This window comes from Herbaspirillum sp. FG34, assembly GCF_057809315.1.
Genome location: NZ_JBMDJS010000003.1, coordinates 335,721 through 353,995, shown reverse-complemented (window position 1 = coordinate 353,995; position 18,275 = coordinate 335,721). Strand labels below are relative to the sequence as shown.

The window sequence follows — 18,275 nt, the reverse complement described above, 5'->3', positions numbered from 1 at the left end:
TAATGAAAAACGCAAAATTGCGCACCCTCGCGCGCACCGCCCTTGCGGCCCTGATCCTGGGCCTGAGCGCCCACGCGGCGCTGGCCGACCAGCTGGACGATATCAGGAAGGCCGGCAAGATCCGCATCGCCACGACCTCCAGCACACCGTTGTTCGGCTACAGCGACGAGAAGCTGCAGCCGGCCGGTTCCGACGTCGAGGCCGCGCGGCTGCTGGCCCAGGACCTGGGGGTGCAGCTCGACCTGATCCCGGTGGCCAATGCGGCGCGCGTACCGACCTTGCAGGCCAATCGCGCCGATATCGTGGTGGGTTCGCTGTCGATTACGCCGGAACGGCTGAAGGTCATCGATTTCTCCATTCCCTATGCGGTCATCAGCCTCATCATCGGGGCCCCCAGGAACATGGCCATCAAGGATTATGCGGATCTGAACGGCAAGCGCATCGGCGTCACCCGTGCCACGCCCAACGATACCCTGACCACCCAGAACGCCAAGGGCGCGGAGATCATGCGCTATGAGGATGATGCGACCCTGATCACGTCGATGGTGACGGGTCAGGTGGACGTCTTCTCCAGTACGCCATCCAATCTGCAGGAGATGCAGAAGAAGTCGCCCGGCAAGAACCTGGAAATGAAGTTCGAACAGAAGGCCTTTGATCTGGGCATCGCCATCAACAAGAACCAGCCGCGCCTGAAGCAATGGATCGATGGCTGGGTCAAGACCAACATGAGCAATGGCAAGCTCAACGCCATCTACAAGAAGTATCACGGCCGCGATCTGCCGGCCAACGTGCAGCATCCCGCGTAATACCGGCATGTTCCAGCGACGCCGGGCGCAGCATGGCCCGGCGTCGTTGCGTCATGCGCAGCATTGAGCCGCCTTCAGCCGCCTTCGAAGATGCGCTGGCGGGCATGGCCGATGTGCGCGCGCATGGCTGCTTCGGCCTGCTCTGGCGAACCCAGCGCGATGGCATCGATGATGGCCTGGTGCTCGTCATCGATGACCTGGATACGTTCGCCTTCCTGCGGTGAGCCCAGGTTCTGGGCCAGCTCCATGCACTGGCGGATCGGACCCAGCGCATGTTCGATGGTGGAGATGAAGAAGGGATTGCGGGTGGCCCGGGCAATGGCCATGTGCAGCGCCAGGTCCTCTTCCACGCCGGTCTGGCCCTGCAGTTGCGCGCGCCGCAGCGCCTCCAGGCAATGGCGCATCAGGGCGACATCCTCTTCCTTGCGGGCCGCGGCGGCGATGCCGGCCGCGCCCACCTCCACGCATTCGCGAAAGGCGTAATAGCGCTCCACATCATGGATGCTGGCAATCTGCGCCGGGGCACTGCTTTGCAGCACCGGCAGCCGCTGCACGTAATTGCCCGAGCCCCGGCGCGAGACCACGATGCCCTCCGAGCGCAGCCGCGAGAGCGCTTCCCGCACCGTGGTACGGGAAGCTTCATAGCGCTGCGCCAGCTCCACTTCGGTGGGCAGCTTGCGGTTCTCCCCCAGCTCCCCGCGCAGGATGGACGCGATGATCTGCTTGCAGATATGTTCGGAACGGCTGAGATTGCCGCGACGTGAAGGATCGGGGGAAGGCGGATTGAATGCTGACATGTACGATGACTGCTGCCGATGAGTTCGTCTGCGGACACTATGAAGGAGTCGACGCCAGGGTGCAAGCCTTCTCCTCGGGCGCTGCACGATGATTCATGCGGTCTTGCCAAAATCGCCTGCGAAAGCGCTTTGCGGGAAGAAAACTGCAGCGAATTCGGTTGACTTCCTGCCCACGGATCATTAGAGTTGTCCACCTGCATGAAGAATTAGTCCGACTAATCGCAGAATAACTTATACGACATCGTATAAATAAATGACAAAAAAGATAAAAAACCTTCCTTTGGAGACAGGCATGGACTCCCGACCTGCCTGACGCCAGGCGGCCCGGTGCCGCCCGGGGCTGACGGCTGTGCGCCATCCACCGCGAGAGCGGGCGTACAGCCGGGTCCGGGCGGCCACAGGTCGCGCCATGCCTGCCTGTTGAAGAACTATCCTTTTGGAGACGCCATGAAGTACGTAAGAGGAATCCGCTGGTACATGGTGACGCTGGTCACCCTGGCCCTGATCGTCAATTATCTGGCCCGCAACACCTTGTCGGTCGCCGCGCCGACCATGATGAAAGAGCTGAACATGAGTACGGAGCAGTACTCGTACATCGTGGTGTCATGGCAGATCTGTTATGCGCTGATGCAGCCGGTGGCCGGCTACATACTCGATGCCGTGGGGACCAAGATCGGCTTCGGCATCTTCGCCCTGGCCTGGTCGCTGGTTTGCGCCGGGGCGGCACTGGCCACGGGCTGGCAGGGGCTGGCCTTCTTCCGTGCCCTGCTGGGCATCACCGAAGCGGCCGGCATTCCGGGCGGCGTGAAGGCGTCCACCGAGTGGTTCCCGGCCAAGGAGCGCTCGGTGGCGATCGGTTGGTTCAACATCGGCTCCTCCATCGGCGCCCTGTGCGCACCGCCGCTGGTGGTGTGGACCATCCTGCATGGCGGCTGGAAAATGTCTTTCGTGGTGGTGGGGGCACTGGGCGTGCTGTGGTTCTTCCTGTGGATGCTGTTCTACAAGAGCCCGCGTGACCAGAAGCTGCTCTCGCCGCAAGAGCGCGACTACATCCTCGATGGCCAGGAGAAATCGCCCGAGAAAGTGGTCCGCGAAAGCTGGACCAAGATCGTGCGCAGCCAGAACTTCTGGTCGATCGCCATCCCGCGCTTCCTGTCGGAACCGGCCTGGCAGACCTTCAACGCGTGGATTCCGCTGTACATGGCCACCGAGCGCCACATGAACATCAAGGAAATCGCCATGTTCGCCTGGTTGCCGTTCCTGGCCGCCGACATCGGATGTGTTCTGGGCGGCTACCTGAGTCCCTTCTTCCACAAGCATCTGAAGGTCTCGCTGTTCACCTCGCGCAAGCTGGTCATGCTCACGGGCTGTCTGGCCATGATCGGGCCGGCCTGCGTGGGCTTCGTCGACAGTCCCTATGTGGCCGTGGCCCTGCTCTCCGTGGGCGGCTTTGCGCACCAGACGCTGTCGGGCGCGCTGTATTCGATCACCTCCGATGTGTTCACCAAGAACCAGGTCGCCACGGCCACCGGCCTGACCGGCATGAGCGGCTACCTGGGCGCGACACTGTTCACGCTGCTCTTCGGCGTCCTGGTCACGCAGATTGGTTACGGTCCTCTGTTCGTCCTGCTGGCAGTCTTCGACCTGTTGGCTGCGGCGGTGGTGTTCGCGATTGCCCGTCCGCGTCCGGACGCCATTGCCTGACGGTGCTCACACGGAGTTCGTCCTGCAAGGGGCGACGTCTTGCGACGTCGCCCCTTTTTCATGATCAGCGCGGATCAGCCATAGCGATGGTTACGTGGTGGGTGTCGACAGAGGCGGGCGCTGCATTGCCACCCATTCCTGCACGGCGGGCCGTTGCCATTGTGCCCGTGCATAGTCGGCCAGGCGCGGCGGCACGGCGTCGTCGTGCAGGGCAAGACGATTGATCATCAGCGCCAGGTCGGTATCGGCGATGCACCACTCACCGAAGAGGCAGTGAGCACCTTCCGGCAGCAGGGCGTGCGCCACACTGAACAGCCGTTGCACGGCGGCCCGCGCCTGCGCTGACAAGGGCGGCTTGCGTGCACCGTAGAACAGCACTTGGGTATTGCGCTCTTCGCGCAGGGGCAGCAGGTCGCTGCGCAACCAGGCCTGCACCTGCCGGGCGCGAGCCCGCGCGACGGGGTCGGCCGGGTAGAGCGACGGGCCGCCGAAGACATCCGCCAGATATTCCGTAATGGCCGATGACTCGGACAGTGCCAGGCTGCCGTGCTCCAGGGTCGGCACGCGCGCGGTCAGGGATAGCGTGGCATAGGCCGCATCCTGATGGGCGGCGGCATCCAGATCGACCGTATGCAGCGTGAAGGGCAGGGCCTTGGCGCGCAGGGCGACGAAGACCGACATGGCGTAAGGACTGGCGTACTGGGCGTCGACGTGCAGCTGCAAAGCCTGTGGATGACGATCGTATTGCATGTGTACCTCGTGAAGAACGGTTGAAGAAAGCCGTTCCGCCGGTAGTACGCCGGGGCGAGGTCTGAAAGGGCAGCGCTGTTGCGATTCAGTCCCGCCAGGCGATCCGCCGGACGGGACGTGACATCCCCGTCAGCGGAGATGCCGTTTTTTGGTGTTCAGCCCGCGCATGCCAACGCCAGCGGCCACAAGGGCAGCGGGTGACTGGATGAGGGATCGCTTCAGCTGCATGGTGGGAGAAGTGATGGGCCGAGCGACGATAGTAAACCAGATTGCAGCATTTTTGCCATGCGTGTGCGCTTAAGCCACAGCGGGGTCGGTCCGCAGGATACAACGCCCGCCGATAGCTGAGCGTGAGTCAGCGAATCTCCGCGCTATACCTGAACTTGCTTGCCGCCCCGCGTGACTGTCGCCATTCCAGGGGAGTGCCGTCCGAGCCGAAGGCGATGCGTTCGATCACCACGACCGGCGTCTTCTCCGCCAGGGCCAGCAGCCGCGCCTGCGCAGCCGTGACGGTCTCCACCGTCAGGGTTTCGCGCGCAGAGGCGACGATGAGCCCGCATTCGCGCTCGTAGAGCGGATACAGAAGATCACCGAAGTCTTCCGGGGCCTTGTCGGCCAGGGCCTTGAAGCGCTGGGCGCACAGATAGATGTTCTCGGCCAGCACCGGTTGGCCGTCGACCTTGCGCAGACGCAGCAGTTCGATCACCCGCGCATGGCTCTTCAGGTGCAGGGCCTCGGATACCCGGCGCGGCGCTTCGATGAGCTTGCGGCTGACGATCACGCTGGTCGGTTGCAGCGCTCGACCATCGGCCGCTTCAAAGCGGAAGAAGCGGAACAGCGAGTTGTCGAAACGCGCCTTGCGCACAAAGGTGCCACGTCCATGAGTCCGTTCCACCAGACCTTCGCTCATCAGCGTTTCGACCGCCCGGCGTACCGTTCCGATGGCGACCTGATAGGTCTGGCTCAGTTCTGCCTCGGAGGGGATGGCCTGGCCTGGTTGCCATTTCTGGGCGCGGATCTGCGCCGCGAGTTGGTCGCGCAACTGGAGGTAGAGCGGCAGGCGCGCATCGGCGCCATTCTGGTCGAGCATGCTGAGACTTGCCTTGCAATGAGAAAGTGCTCAGTCTACCCGGGGGCGGGCGCACTCACAACGGGCCGGTGAAGTGCAGGTGGACAAACCAAGCGGCACAGCATCGCGCTGCTTGCCCGGGGCGTTCTGACGGACGATGATCTGTCCACATCCGACGGCTTGCAAAACGTATTGCTGGAGGTCGCAGCACCCCTGATCGAGAAGGATTGTTGCATCCTCCCGGCTGTGTTATCTTCCGTTAACTCATATAGATGACTATATGAGTAGTTGAGTAACTGAATAATTCATCCGATAAATCAATCCGCTACGCGCCGCCATCGGTCTGGCACCACGTTCCGTCACAGCATGGGCTGCCGGGCGGGGCAGCCCGAGGTCGCGCGCCTTCAGCATAGAGGACGAGACATGTTTTCATGGTATCGGCAGGTCACTGCCAAGGAACGCAAGACTTTCTGGGCCTGTTTCAGTGGTTGGGCACTGGACGCACTGGACGTGCAAATGTTCAGCCTGGCCATCCCCGCACTGATTGCAGCCTTTTCGCTCTCCAAGGCCGATGCCGGCATGATCAGCGGAGCCACCCTGGTGGCCTCTGCCATTGGCGGCTGGTTCGCCGGCACTCTGTCGGACCGCTACGGACGCGTCAAGACCCTGCAGATCACCATCATCTGGTTCTCCCTGTTCACCTTCCTGAGCGCGTTCGCCCAGAGTTATCCGCAATTGCTGGTGCTCAAAGCCTTGCAGGGCTTCGGTTTCGGCGGCGAATGGGCGGCCGGTGCGGTGCTGATGGCCGAGACCATCCGCGCCGAACATCGCGGTCGTGCCATGGGTACCGTGCAGAGTGCCTGGGCCGTAGGCTGGGGCGGTGCAGTGCTGCTGTTCTCGGTGCTCTTCACCATGCTGCCGCAGGAAATGGCCTGGCGCGCGATGTTCATCATCGGCCTGCTGCCCGCGCTGCTGGTGGTCTACGTGCGGCGTTCGGTGCCCGAGACCGATGCCTTCCTGGCCGGTCGCAAGGCAGCTGCCGGCAAGCCCGCCGCCAGCACGCTGCTGGGTATCTTCCGCCCCGATGTGCTGCGCCTGACCCTCATCGGCAGCCTGCTGGGCGTGGGTGCGCACGGCGGCTACTACGCACTGATGACCTGGCTGCCGACCTACCTCAAGACCGAGAAGCACCTGTCGGTGCTCTCTACCGGCGGCTACCTGGCCGTCATCATCATCGCCTTCTGGTGCGGCTGCATCGTCAGTGCGCAATTGCTGGATCGCATCGGCCGTCGTCGTACCGTGGCCAGCTTCGCCCTGTGCTGCGTAGCCACTGTCCTGTGCTACATCTTCCTGCCCCTGAGCAACACCCAGATGCTGGTATGCGGCTTCCCGCTCGGCTTCTTCGCCGCCGGTATCCCGGCCAGCCTGGGGGCGCTCTTCAATGAGCTGTACCCCAGTGGCATTCGCGGTACCGGCGTGGGCTTCTGCTACAACTTCGGACGCGTGGCCTCGGCCGGTTTCCCGGTCCTGGTCGGCCACATGAGCGACTCCATGCCGCTGGGCCAGGCCATTGGCATCGATGCCGCCATCGCTTATTCGCTGGTCGTGATCGCCGTGCTGATGCTGCCGGAAACCCGGGGCCGCCAGATGGAAACCGGCGCATGAGTTTCCCCGCCGTGCCCCCAGCCGCGCTGCGCATCGATACTCACGCGCACGTCTTTGCGCGCGGCCTGCCGATGGCCGACGTACGCCGTTACACGCCGGCCTATGACGTCACGGTCGATGAATACCTGGCGCGGCTGGATGCACATGGCATGAGTCATGGCGTACTGGTGCAACCGAGTTTCCTGGGCAGCGACAACGATTATCTGCTGCAAGCCATCGCCCGCGCCCCGCAACGCCTGCGCGGCATCGCCATGGTCGACGCGGATGTCGGCCTGGCGCAGTTGCAGGCCCTGCAGCAGGGCGGCGTGGTCGGCATACGGCTGAACCTGGTGGGCGGTGCGCCGCTGCCGGATTTGCGCGGTGTCTGGCACGACACGCTCACGCATATTGCGGCCATGGGCTGGCAGGTCGAGATCCACCGCGAGGCCGCGGATTTGCCGCTGGTGCTGGAACCCTTGCTGGCACTGGGTTTGAACGTGGTGGTCGATCACTTCGGTCGGGTCGATGCGGCGCTGGGCGTGGATGACCCCGGCTTTGGCTACCTGCTGTCCATCGCCGCCTCGCGTCAGGTGTGGGTGAAATTGTCGGCGCAGTATCGCAACGGCGGCAGCGAGGGTGGTGCCCGTTTCGCGCGCCGGGCCTGGCCGCTGCTGCGCCGGCACTTCGGGGTCGATCACCTGCTGTGGGGCAGCGACTGGCCGCATACCCAGCATGAAAGCGTGACCGACTACGGCGACAGCTGGCGACGCTTCGAGGCCCTGGTGAGTGATGAACAAGACCGCCGGCGCATCACCGGCGAGACGGCGGCGCAGTTATTCCGTTTCGGCTGAGCCTGTGCACCGCGGACAGGGAAGCAAAGAACCCGACGGGGATGGATGTACCGCTGCACTCACGCGGCAGCGGATCTGAGCCGGCATGGTTGGTGTTTTTCCTGCGGGATGCGATACTCTGCCGCGCCGCGCGGAAACAAATCATCGCCGAGCCTGTCCTATCGCGCAGGCCCGACAGCGTGTCGGCACCAGGGTGAACAAGCCGCCAGGGAAGCGGTGTCATGGACAATATTTCTTCGGGATAACATCTTGCCGGGTGGGGCGGCGGAAAGACTGCATTGAACAAACTGGTCAACCGACTTGGCCTGGGTCTCGTGGGCCTGGTCATCTTCTGGGCACTGGATCGCATCAGCACCAATGAACTGGCCAAGAGCGGCGTGCTCATGGCGACCGCCTTGCCGGGCATCGCCGGCCTGTTCCTGATATTGCCCTGGCTGCGCGAGCGGCCGCAGTGGTTCTCGCGCGCTACCCTGGCCGTGCTCGGGCTGTTCTTCCTCGATGCGGCCATCAAGGGTTTCCTGCGCGACTACTTCGGCCTGCGCCCCAATCCCATTCTGGTGCTGCAAGCCGTCTTCAACACCAACCCCGCCGAGAGCAGCGAATTCTTCCGTCATAACGGTGGCGACCTGGCCGAGGCGCTGGGCCTGCTGCTGCTGGCGTGGGGCGGCCTGTGGCTGGGCGAGCGCTGGCTGCGACGCCGCGAGCAGGCCCGGCCCGCCGCACCCTGGCGCTGGCGTGGCCGGGCCGCCGTGGGCGCCTTGCTGGCCGTGTTCGTGGCCCTGCATTTCAATCCCACCATGGCCAAGGAAAACCCGCTGCTGTTCTGGCCCATCCGCTATCTCGACTATCGCGACCAACTGGCCCAGGCCGCCAGCATGGAAGCCGATGTGGCGCGCAACATGGCGCATCGCTCCGACTGGCAGGTACGTTACACGGGACCGGAACGCAACACCGTGGTGTGGATCATCGGCGAGAGCCTCAACCGTACCAACATGTCCCTGTATGGCTACGAGCGCCCGACCTCGCCCACCCTGGAAGCGATGCGCCAGGAGCTCATCGTGTTTCGTGACGTGGTCTCCTCGGAACCGGCCACCATGGCCTCGCTGATGAAGATGTTGACGCCCGCCGACCTCAACGATCCGCAGGCCTGGAACCGCAAGCCGGATGTTCTGATGCTGGCGCGCGAGGCGGGGTTCCGCATTCACTGGCTGTCCAACCAGCCCCCCAATGACGGCTGGCTGGGCCTGGTCTCGCGCCGTGCCGACGAGCAGGTATTCATCAACAAGGGGGCCGGGCGCGGTGAAAACAATTTCGACGGCAACCTCTTGCCGGCGCTGGAAACCGCCTTGCAGGACCCGGCCCCGAAGAAGCTGATTGTGGTGCATCTGCTGGGCGCGCACCCTACCTATGACATGCGCTATCCCAGCGAGTACGCGCGTTTCGACACCGTGCGCGACGGCGTGACGGAGAAACTGGAAGGTGCCGACCGCTCGGCTTGGATACGCCAGCTGCGCAATGAATACGACAACGCCATGACCTACAACGACTACGTGGTCGGCAGCATGCTCAGACTCACCATGAACGCGGCGCGGCAGGACAATGCCAGCCTGCTCTTCAGTTCCGACCATGCGCAGGAGGTGGGCCATACGCGCAATCACGCCGGTCAGTCGGTGAGCGACGCCACCGGTTATGAAATCCCGATGCTGGTATGGACCCGCTCCTTCACCGGCAAGAGTCCGGAAGACAAGGCCCAGCTCGAGTACCGTCCCTACCAGACCGACCAGCTGGAGCATACGGTCATGGGCCTGCTGGGCGTGCAGTCACGCTATTACGATGCGCGCCATGACATCCTCAGCGTGCAATTCGGCAGTGGCCATTTTCATCAGCAGCGGCGCATCAATGGCCAGCCCTATCTGCCGCGCACGGTGCTCTACAACCAGGCGCGGTGATCCTGCACGCGCCTGACGTCTGCGACCAGTTCTCGTATCATGCAGCTTTGCGTCGCACATCCCGCCATGTCCAGCTCCCCTGAGATCATCTTTCCCCGCCATGCCGTGATCATCGGCAGCGGTGCCGTCGGCCTCATGAGCGCCATCCATGCGCTCGACCAGGGCTTGCAGGTCACCCTGCTTGATTTCAATGCAGCCGGTAGTGAAGAAGCCTCCAGCTACGGCAATGCCGGCTGGTTGTCCTCGCATTCGGTGATCCCCCCGGTGGAGCCGGGCATGTGGAAGAAGGTGCCGGCTTACCTCATGGATCCGCTGGGGCCCTTGTCGATTCGCTGGCGTTACCTGCCGCGCCTCACTCCATGGCTGGTGCGCAACCTTGCCAGTGCGCGGCGTGATCGCATCCGCAGCACGGCGCGCGCCTTGCGCACCCTGGTGGCCGACGCCCGCAGCCTGCATCTGGAGGTAGCGCAGCGCGCCGGCGTGGCCCACCTGATCGATACTTCCGGCGTCCTGCACGTCTATCGTTCGCGCCGGCATTTCGACAACGACGCCTTCGGCTGGGGTGTGCGCCGCGAGCTGGGCATCCAGTGGCAGGAAGTGGAGGGCGCCGCCCTGCGTGCGCGTGAACCGGACCTGGACCCGGCCTTCGGCTTTGCAGTGCAGGTCGACGAGGCTGGTCACTGTCGCCATCCCGCCGCCTACCTGCAGGCCTTGCAGGCCTATGCACTGGCGCGCGGTGCGCATCGTGTCGATGGGCGCGCCACCGGTTTTCGCGTGGAGCAGGGACGGCTCAAGGCGGTGCTGACCGAACAGGGCGAACTCGCTTGCGATGCCGCCGTCATCTGCGCCGGTGCGCGTTCCAAGGCATTGGCCGCCGCCGCCGGCGATCAGGTGCAACTGGAGAGCGAGCGCGGCTACCACGCCGTCATCGGTGGGCACGACCACCAGGCGCGCGCCCGTACGCCCATGATGGTGTCCGAATTCAAGGTCATTGCGACCCAGATGGAGACCGGCTTGCGCATTGCCGGGCAGGTCGAGTTCGCCTCCTTCGAGGCGGCGCCGGACTGGCGACGCGGCGAGATCATGCGCGATATCGCGCTCAAACTTTTCCCCGGCCTGCCGCGCACGCTGCCGGTGGAGGACGTGAAATACTGGCTGGGTCGCCGTCCCAGCACGCCCGACGGCATGCCCTGCATCGGCCCGGCCAGCGCCAGTGCCGACATCATCCACGCCTATGGCCACGGTCACATCGGACTGGGTTGTTCAGCTCGCACTGGACGCATCGCCGCACAATTGCTGGCGGGGCAGGCGCCGGAAATCGATTTGACGCCGTTCAGCCCGCAGCGGTTCTGAACGCCCCGGGCAGGATCAGAAGGCGACATCGCAGGCCGCCGTGATGGTAGCGCGCACGCCATACGCCCCCAGATTGGCCAGCGTAGCCTGATGATGTGCCACCACCTCTGGTACCGACAACACGCCATTGGGCGCGGTGGTGTGCGCTCCGGCGGCCAGCGTCACCGCAAAGCCCAGCGCCAGCGCGCGGCGCACGGTGGATTCCACGCAGAACTCGGTCTGCATGCCGCAGATCACCAGGCGCGTCACGCCGCGTTCGCGCAGCAGGGATTCCAGCGCGGTCTGGTGGAAAGCGTCCGAGCCGCGCTTGCGCAGGTAGAGGTCATCGGCCTGGTGATGCAGTCCGTGTGCAAGTTGCCATCCGTCACTGTCGTGCTGCAAGGAGCCGCCGTCTTCGTGTTGTACGAAGATCACCGGCACGCTCGCCGCACGCGCATTTGCCCGCAGCAGGTTGATGTTGGCAATGGTGGCGTCGCCGTCGGCAACGGCCTGCGCACCGGTGCAAAGGGCGCGTTGGACATCGATGATGAGCAGGGCAGTGGTCATGATGGCGAGGCGGCAAGTAGCGAAGGAACAATGCGTCAGGGTAACAGAGTTCCCCCACGGTGCGACGCAGGGATATTGCCAGCGTGACACTGCGGCAATTTGTCCCATTTCATCGGGCCGGGGCCTTGGCTACAATGAGGTCTCCCAAGTTTTTCCATTTCTGCATCTATCTCCATGACCGCCCTGTTTGACCGCGTCGAAGGCTTCCTGCGCAAGGCATCCGGACTGCACATCGTGCTGGCTCTGCTGCTGGTGTGCAGCCTGCTGTGCTGGGCCGTATGGGTATGGGCTACCGGCGAGGGCCGCACACCCTTCGCGATGATGCTGGACTTCTGCATCACGCCGCCCGCCCGGTAAGAGGTCCCGTCACTGCCCATGCGTAATGCGCATGCGCAGGACGTCCAGCGGTTTCATCCGCGCTCCTGCACGCCTGGCGCTGAAGCGCCCTACAATGACTGCTTCCCCGTTCTTGCCCCGGTCGCATGTCCGCTTCGCATTCCTCCAGCGCATTCCATCCCCGCCTGACCCTGCAGACGCTCACCCGTGGTGACGGCTTGTTGGGCATGCGTGCGCATGGGCTGTTCGGGCCACGTGGCGGCATGGTGACGGTGGCGCAGATCGACTGGGTCTATGGTCAAGGCGCGCAGCGCTGGAGCACGCCGGCGCCCGTGGGCCATCCTGATGACGAGCTCACGTACACGCCAGCCCATGTTGTGCGTGACCTTGTTGCCGAGTCCAACGCGCTGGAGATCCTTCGAGAGATGGGCCTGCTGCCCTTGCGGGAAGATGCCCTGCAATGGCGTGCCGACAATCCCCTGCACGACGCCGGTCCCCTGTGGACTCTGATACTGGAAGAAAGCTTCGGCGATTTCTGGGCCGACCAGGCGCCACGTCTGCAGCAGATGGGCTGGACTTTGCGCGTGCGTCCCGGCTTTGCACATGAGAGCGTCCCGGTCACGGCATGGCGCTTCATCGTCAGCAGCGAGACCGGTGAGGTCAGCGCGCGCGAAGTGGCCGCACCCTTGCTGCCGCGCCCCTTCTCCAGCGAGATCTTCGACGGCCTGGACCCCAGTGGTCGCTGGCTGCTGTCGATGGGTATCGAGGTCGATGGCCAGACCCTGGATGTGGCGCCGATGGTGGCCGACCTGCTGCGCCGCGATCCGCGCTGGGCCGATGCCCAACAGGTAGAGCGCATGGACCCGCACGCCGTGATCTCCCTGCGCGCTCCCGGTGGTCGTCGCATCGATGCCATGGCCGGTCCGCTCAAGGCAGTGGTGCTGGCACTGCTGGACCTGCTGGTCGACCTCAAGCGCAAGGAAGGTCCGCTGCCACTCTCGCCCTGGGATGCGCATCGTCTGGAGAGCCTGCAGACCAGTCTGCAGACGCTGGACGGTGGCGCGCCCTGGCACCTGAGCGGTGCCGGTGGCGTGCTGCAACTGGCCCGGCGCCTGCGCGCCGCCGGCAGTGTGCCGCCGGTGGCCGCGCCCGGGGGATTGGGTCTGACCCTGCGCGCTTACCAGTTGCAGGGCGTGGCCTGGATGCAGTACCTGCGCCAGCATGGCCTGGCCGGTATCCTGGCCGACGACATGGGCCTGGGCAAGACTGCGCAGCTGCTGGCCCATCTGCTCATCGAGCAACAACAGGGACGGCTCGACCTGCCTGCGCTGGTGGTAGTGCCGACCTCGCTGTTGTTCAACTGGCAGCAGGAAGCGCAGCGCATCGCCCCCACCCTGCGCGTGAGGGTGCTGCATGGCCAGCAGCGTGCGCAGCATGTCAGCGCCGTTGCCCAAGGACAGGCTGACCTGGTCCTGACCACCTATCCCTTGCTGTGGCGCGACCTCGACCTGTTGCTGTCGCTGCGCTTTCATCTGCTGGTGCTGGACGAGGCGCAGACCATCAAGAATGCCTCCGCCCGCAGCACCGCCGCCGCGCGTCGTCTGCATGCGCGCCATCGTCTGTGCATGACCGGCACACCACTGGAAAATCACCTGGGCGAATTGTGGAGCCAGTTCCATTTCCTCATGCCGGGCTTTCTCGGCGATGCACGCAGCTTTGCGCGACTGTGGCGCAAGCCCATCGAGCAACAGGGAGAAACCGTGCGCGCGCGCCTGCTGGCCCAGCGCGTACGTCCCTTCATCCTGCGTCGGCGCAAGCAGGATGTGTTGCAGGAGCTGCCCGCCCGCATCGAGATCGTCGAGCGCCTGCAATTGCAGGGGCGCCAGCGCGACTTGTACGAGAGCGTACGCATTGCCGCCGACAAGCAGGTACGCCGCGCGCTGGAGCGGCGCGGTCTGGGCAGTAGCCAGGTCACGGTGATGGATGCGCTGCTCAAGTTGCGGCAGGTCTGCTGCGATCCCTATCTGTTGAAGCAGGGCCGCATGCCGCGCGGACTGGAACGCGCCAAGATCGAGTGGCTGTGCGATACCCTGCCGTCCTTGGTGGAGCAGGGGCGGCGCATCCTGGTCTTCTCGCAATTCACCAGCATGCTGACATTGATCGAGGCGCAACTGCAGACGCTGCAACTGCCTTGCCTGATGCTCACCGGTGACACCGAGCCGGCCGCCCGCAGCGGTGTGATCGCCCGCTTCCAGCGCGGTGAGGTGCCGCTGATGCTGGTGAGCCTGAAGGTCGGCGGGGTCGGCCTGAACCTGACTGCCGCCGATACGGTGGTGCTGGTCGATCCGTGGTGGAATCCTGCCGTCGAAGAGCAGGCCATTGCCCGCGCGCACCGGCTCGGGCAGACGCGCCAGGTCGTGGTCTACAAGCTGGTCATCGAGGGCAGCATCGAAGAACGCCTGCTCGAACTGCAAACGCGCAAGTCCGCCTTGGCCGATGGCATGCTGGGCCGCGATGACACCGCCACCATCAAGTTCGGTGAAGAGGAATTGCAGGCCTTGCTGGCACCGCTGGGAGCGGGCATTGCGGAAAAAATCCTGTCATAAGCTCGGCTGATGACAGGATGGCTTTCTCATCAGCTCAGGTTTTCCATTCCGCCACCTCTTCGAGCGTGCGCCTTTCCGCATCCACCGCAAAGCGCAGCGCGCACCCCCCGGCCAGCAGCGCCAGACATGCGCCCAGCGCATAGCCTGCGGCCACCGCATGGCGGTCTCCACTGGCGATGAGCCAGCCCAGCAGCACCGGGGCAAGGAATCCGCCTACGCCGGTGCCGATGGCGTAGAAGATCGAGATGGCCATGGCACGCATGCGCAGCGGGAATACCTCGCTGGCGGTGAGGTAGGCCGAACTGGCCGCCGCCGAGGCGACGAAAAACACCGCACTCCAGCACAGCGCCAACGAGCGCGCATCCAGCAGCCCGGCATTGAAGGCCCAGGCCGTGGCGGCCAGTCCGGCACCGGAGAGCAGATAGGTGGCCGCGATCATGCGGCGACGGCCGATGCTGTCGAACAGATGGCCCAGCAACAGCGGCCCGAGCACATTGCCCAGTGCAAAGGGAAAGATGTAGAGCGCCACGCGATGGTCCGGCACCTGGAAGAAGCGCGTGAGCACCAGCGAATATGTAAAGAAAATGGCGTTGTAGACGAAGGCCTGGGCCACCATCATCAGCGCCACCATCACGCTGCGTTGGCGATAGCGATGCAGCAGCACGTGGGCGATCTCGCGCCAGGGCAGCATGCCGCTGCCTGCCGCGCCACCTTGGGCTGCTGCGCCGGGCGCGTGGTCCACGGCGGGCAGGGCTCCGTGTTGCTGCTCGACCTGCGCTTCGATGCTGCGCACCACGGCTTCGGCTTCGGCGTGGCGGCCGTGCATGAGCAGCCAGCGCGGGCTTTCCGGTACATGCCGGCGCACCAGCAGTACCGCCACCGCCAGCACCGCGCCCAGCAGGAAGCATGCGCGCCAGCCCAGTGCGGGGCCCATCACCTGCGGATCCAGGATCACCAGCGACAAGCCTGCACCCAGCGCCGCCCCGATCCAGAAACTGGCGTTGATGATGAGGTTCACCCGTCCACGCACACGCGCGGGCACCAGCTCATCGATAGCCGAGTTGATGGCCGCATATTCGCCGCCGATGCCCAGGCCGGTCACGAAGCGGCACAGTGCCAGGAACAGAAAATCCTGCGCAAAGGCGGTGGCCAGGGTGGCCGCCATGTACAGCATGAGCGTGAGCATGAAGAGCCGCTTGCGTCCCAGGCGGTCGGTGAGGCGGCCGAAGATGAGTGCTCCCAGCACGGTACCGGCGATGTAGAGCGAGCCGGTCCAGCCGACCTGGGCCGCATCCAGCGCCAGGGTATCGCTGCGCTCCAGCACGCTGCCCAGCGAGCCGACCAGGGTCACTTCCAGCCCGTCCAGCACCCAGGCCACACCCAGGGCGATGACCACGCGCCAGTGCCAGCGCGACCACGGCAGGCGGTCGAGGCGGGCAGGGATGTTGGCGGACGGGGTGGCAATCATCGGGGGCTCCGTGGACGGGGAATACGGGTCGGGTGCATCCTGCAGCCCGGGCCTGAACGGCAGACCGTGTGCCGGCGGCGCCGGTTCCTGTGGATGAGCTTGGCCGCCTGTCGCGCCGGGTGTCTCAGACATTTCCTGATGGGCACCTGCGAGGCCGCGCGCTACCATCGCCGCATGACCTGAGACAACGACGACGGGGAGGACATGGACTGGTTCGACGACATCATGCAGTACGCCATCTATGCCGCCCTGGCGCTGTGTTCGCTCGGGCTGGTCGCGGCCATTGCGCTGTTCATCGCGCTGGAACGCCGCTGGCAGGAGCGCGTGACGCAGGATGTGGAGGACCTTGCCGCCCGCTTGCAGTCCGGGCCCCGCGATGACAACCTGCCCATTCATCCCTGGGAGGAGTTGCGCAACCGCATCGGCGAGATGCAGATCGTGGACGAAGAGGCTGACCGGCCCAGTCCCTACAAGAACGTCGCCTGACGCTCCCGCGCTTTCTTTCCCGGCACCGCCCGGGCCCTAAGGCGTCCCTTTCTGCTGGCGGTAAGCCAGCTGTGCCCGCGTGATTCCCAACAGACGTGCCGCCGCAGAGAGGTTGCCTCCGGCGCGGGCGATGGCCTCGGCGATCAGGGTTTGCTCCAGTGCGGGCAGGGACAGTGGCGCATCGGTCTCCTTCTGTGTGCCGCGCCATTGCTGCACCGTCTCCAGCAGGCTGCCTGCGGGAGACGCTGAGGTCGATGCCGGATCGCGGCCCCGGCCATGCCGTCCCGCCAGCGTGCCCCGCTCGCTTTCGCCCTCACCCTGCAGGGCCAGGGACAGCACCTCGTCATTGAGCGTTTCGCCGCTGATGAACATGTGCGGCAAATCCAGTGGATGCCCTTGGGCCAGGATCACGCCGCGCTCGATCAGGTTCTGCAATTCCCGGATGTTGCCGGGAAAGCTGTAGTTGAGCAGGGCCTGCACTGCGCGTTGCGTGAAACCGCGCACTGCCACGGCATGGCGCTGACCGTAGAACTTGAGGAAGTGATTCATCAACAGCGGAATGTCGTCGCGTCGCTCGCGCAGCGGGGGCAGGTGGATCGGGAACACGTTGAGCCGGAAGAACAGATCCTGGCGGAAGCGTCCCTCACGTACCGCCAGCGCCAGGTCTTCGTTGGTGGCGGCCACCACGCGCACCTTGACCTTGAGTGGACGGCTCGAGCCGACGCGCTCGAATTCTCCCTCCTGCAACACGCGCAACAGCTTGCCTTGCGCCACCAGGCTCAAGGTCCCCACTTCATCGAGGAAGAGCGTACCGCCATCGGCCAGTTCGAAGCGGCCAGCGCGTGACTGCGTGGCCCCGGTGTAGGCGCCGCGTTCCACACCGAACAGTTCGGTTTCGATCAGAGTCTCGGGAATGGCGGCGCAATTGATGGCGACGAAGGGTTGGCGTTCGCGGCGACCGATCTGGTGCAGCATGCGCGCAAAGCGTTCCTTGCCCACGCCCGACTCCCCCGTGAAGAGCACCGTGGCATCGGTGGCGGCTACGCGATTGAGCAGGTGGCAGGCGGCGTTGAAGGCCGAGGACGTGCCCACCAGCGCGCGGGTCAGATCAGCCTCCATGGCCTCGATATCGGGCCCGGCTGTACCTTCGCCAGCCATCTCGCCATCGGTGGCCAGCATCCCGCTGCCGACGAAGTCCTGGGCATTGAGGTAGCGCAGGTCATCCTCTGCATCGCTCCACAGTTCGGCCGATTTGCCGATCACGCGGCAATGCGGCGTGCCCATGGCGCGACATTCGACCTCCCGGAAGATCACCAGATGCCCCAGCAGCGTGCTGACGTAGCCGATGGCATAGCCGATCTGCTGCCAGCAGGAGGGTGCGGTGGCTACACCATAGGCGGCCAGGTGTTCATCGGCTTCGCTGGAGTTGTGCCAGAGGAACTGGCCCTCGTAGCGGCCAGTCTCGGGGTCGTAGCTGAAGCTGACCGGGACCACCTTCACCACGCCCTCCAGGGTATGCAGCCGCGTCCCGGCCATGAGGATGGTGGAGGGGTCAGCCTCGGGCCAGCGTTCGCGCACCAGTTGCGCATCCCGCGCCCCCGAGATGTAGCCGGCGCGGGTCAGCAGGCCGCGCGCCTTGTCGATGCCGAGATTGTCGATCAGCTCGCGCCGCAGCGTGCCCATGCTGCGACTGTGGATGAGCAGCATGCGCTGGTCATTGAGCCAGATGCGGCCATCGCCCGGAGAGAAGAACAGGCATTCGCTCAGGTCCGACAGGGTCGGATGGGCATCCACGCTCCAGCGGTCGGTACTGGCCGAACTCAGCTGGACCGGGGACGCGGCCGTGCCCTGGCTGCGCACCATCTCGGCAAGGGAAATACGCTGGGATGGCGGCATGGACGGGCTCCTGG

Annotated in this window: 15 protein-coding genes; 9 read left to right on the top strand and 6 right to left on the bottom strand. The window is 64.9% G+C overall.

The features are described 5' to 3' along the window. Positions 1 to 2 precede the first annotated feature (2 nt). A complete protein-coding gene (locus tag ACODSZ_RS05750; protein ID WP_008333450.1) occupies positions 3 to 806 on the top strand; it encodes a transporter substrate-binding domain-containing protein in 804 nt (267 codons plus the stop codon). A gap of 74 nt (positions 807 to 880) precedes the next feature. Here the strand turns inward: ACODSZ_RS05750 and ACODSZ_RS05745 are convergent, their stop codons facing one another. Then, entirely contained in the window at positions 881 to 1,603 is a 723-nt protein-coding gene (locus ACODSZ_RS05745) for a FadR/GntR family transcriptional regulator (RefSeq protein WP_008333449.1), read from the bottom strand. A gap of 447 nt (positions 1,604 to 2,050) precedes the next feature. Here ACODSZ_RS05745 and ACODSZ_RS05740 point away from each other — a divergent pair, with 447 nt between their 5' ends. Next, complete coding sequence (locus ACODSZ_RS05740; RefSeq protein ID WP_175343743.1) at positions 2,051 to 3,307, top strand: MFS transporter; 1,257 nt, start codon at positions 2,051 to 2,053, stop codon at positions 3,305 to 3,307. A 90-nt stretch (positions 3,308 to 3,397) separates the two neighbouring features. Here the strand turns inward: ACODSZ_RS05740 and yfcF are convergent, their stop codons facing one another. Continuing rightward, complete coding sequence (gene yfcF / locus ACODSZ_RS05735) at positions 3,398 to 4,057, bottom strand: glutathione transferase (protein ID WP_488927221.1); 660 nt, start codon at positions 4,055 to 4,057, stop codon at positions 3,398 to 3,400. 355 nt (positions 4,058 to 4,412) lie between these two features. Beyond that, a complete protein-coding gene (locus tag ACODSZ_RS05730) occupies positions 4,413 to 5,147 on the bottom strand; it encodes a GntR family transcriptional regulator (RefSeq protein WP_175343741.1) in 735 nt (244 codons plus the stop codon). A gap of 402 nt (positions 5,148 to 5,549) precedes the next feature. Here ACODSZ_RS05730 and ACODSZ_RS05725 point away from each other — a divergent pair, with 402 nt between their 5' ends. From ACODSZ_RS05725 to ACODSZ_RS05710, 4 genes are all read left to right on the top strand, one after another. Beyond that, positions 5,550 to 6,791: an MFS transporter gene (locus ACODSZ_RS05725; protein ID WP_008333429.1), complete on the top strand. Its 1,242-nt coding sequence runs from the start codon at positions 5,550 to 5,552 to the stop codon at positions 6,789 to 6,791. Then, the gene (locus ACODSZ_RS05720; RefSeq protein ID WP_488927220.1) at positions 6,788 to 7,621 is read left to right on the top strand and encodes an amidohydrolase family protein; all 834 of its coding nucleotides are present in this window, start codon (positions 6,788 to 6,790) and stop codon (positions 7,619 to 7,621) included. Before ACODSZ_RS05725 ends, ACODSZ_RS05720 begins: the two co-directional genes overlap by 4 nt. A 278-nt stretch (positions 7,622 to 7,899) precedes the next feature. Beyond that, positions 7,900 to 9,570, top strand: coding sequence for a phosphoethanolamine transferase (locus ACODSZ_RS05715; RefSeq protein ID WP_488927219.1), 1,671 nt, complete (start codon positions 7,900 to 7,902; stop codon positions 9,568 to 9,570). A 66-nt stretch (positions 9,571 to 9,636) separates the two neighbouring features. Then, the gene (locus ACODSZ_RS05710) at positions 9,637 to 10,923 is read left to right on the top strand and encodes an NAD(P)/FAD-dependent oxidoreductase (RefSeq protein WP_175343738.1); all 1,287 of its coding nucleotides are present in this window, start codon (positions 9,637 to 9,639) and stop codon (positions 10,921 to 10,923) included. A 15-nt stretch (positions 10,924 to 10,938) separates the two neighbouring features. Here the strand turns inward: ACODSZ_RS05710 and ACODSZ_RS05705 are convergent, their stop codons facing one another. After that, positions 10,939 to 11,469, bottom strand: coding sequence for a cysteine hydrolase family protein (locus tag ACODSZ_RS05705; RefSeq protein WP_488927218.1), 531 nt, complete (start codon positions 11,467 to 11,469; stop codon positions 10,939 to 10,941). A 174-nt stretch (positions 11,470 to 11,643) separates the two neighbouring features. Here ACODSZ_RS05705 and ACODSZ_RS05700 point away from each other — a divergent pair, with 174 nt between their 5' ends. Both ACODSZ_RS05700 and ACODSZ_RS05695 read left to right on the top strand, forming a co-directional pair. Next, positions 11,644 to 11,826, top strand: coding sequence for a hypothetical protein (locus ACODSZ_RS05700; protein ID WP_008333409.1), 183 nt, complete (start codon positions 11,644 to 11,646; stop codon positions 11,824 to 11,826). Positions 11,827 to 11,951: 125 nt separating this feature from the next. Continuing rightward, entirely contained in the window at positions 11,952 to 14,411 is a 2,460-nt protein-coding gene (locus ACODSZ_RS05695; RefSeq protein WP_488927217.1) for a DEAD/DEAH box helicase, read from the top strand. A gap of 34 nt (positions 14,412 to 14,445) precedes the next feature. On the opposite strand, the gene ACODSZ_RS05690 is transcribed toward ACODSZ_RS05695, so the two are convergent. Next, complete coding sequence (locus ACODSZ_RS05690) at positions 14,446 to 15,879, bottom strand: MFS transporter (RefSeq protein ID WP_175343735.1); 1,434 nt, start codon at positions 15,877 to 15,879, stop codon at positions 14,446 to 14,448. A 204-nt stretch (positions 15,880 to 16,083) separates the two neighbouring features. On the opposite strand from ACODSZ_RS05690, the gene ACODSZ_RS05685 reads away from it, so the two are divergent. Then, complete coding sequence (locus ACODSZ_RS05685) at positions 16,084 to 16,365, top strand: hypothetical protein (protein ID WP_488927216.1); 282 nt, start codon at positions 16,084 to 16,086, stop codon at positions 16,363 to 16,365. A gap of 36 nt (positions 16,366 to 16,401) precedes the next feature. Here ACODSZ_RS05685 and ACODSZ_RS05680 read toward each other — a convergent pair whose 3' ends face one another. Beyond that, a complete protein-coding gene (locus ACODSZ_RS05680) occupies positions 16,402 to 18,261 on the bottom strand; it encodes a sigma-54-dependent Fis family transcriptional regulator (RefSeq protein WP_175343733.1) in 1,860 nt (619 codons plus the stop codon). Positions 18,262 to 18,275 lie beyond the last annotated feature (14 nt).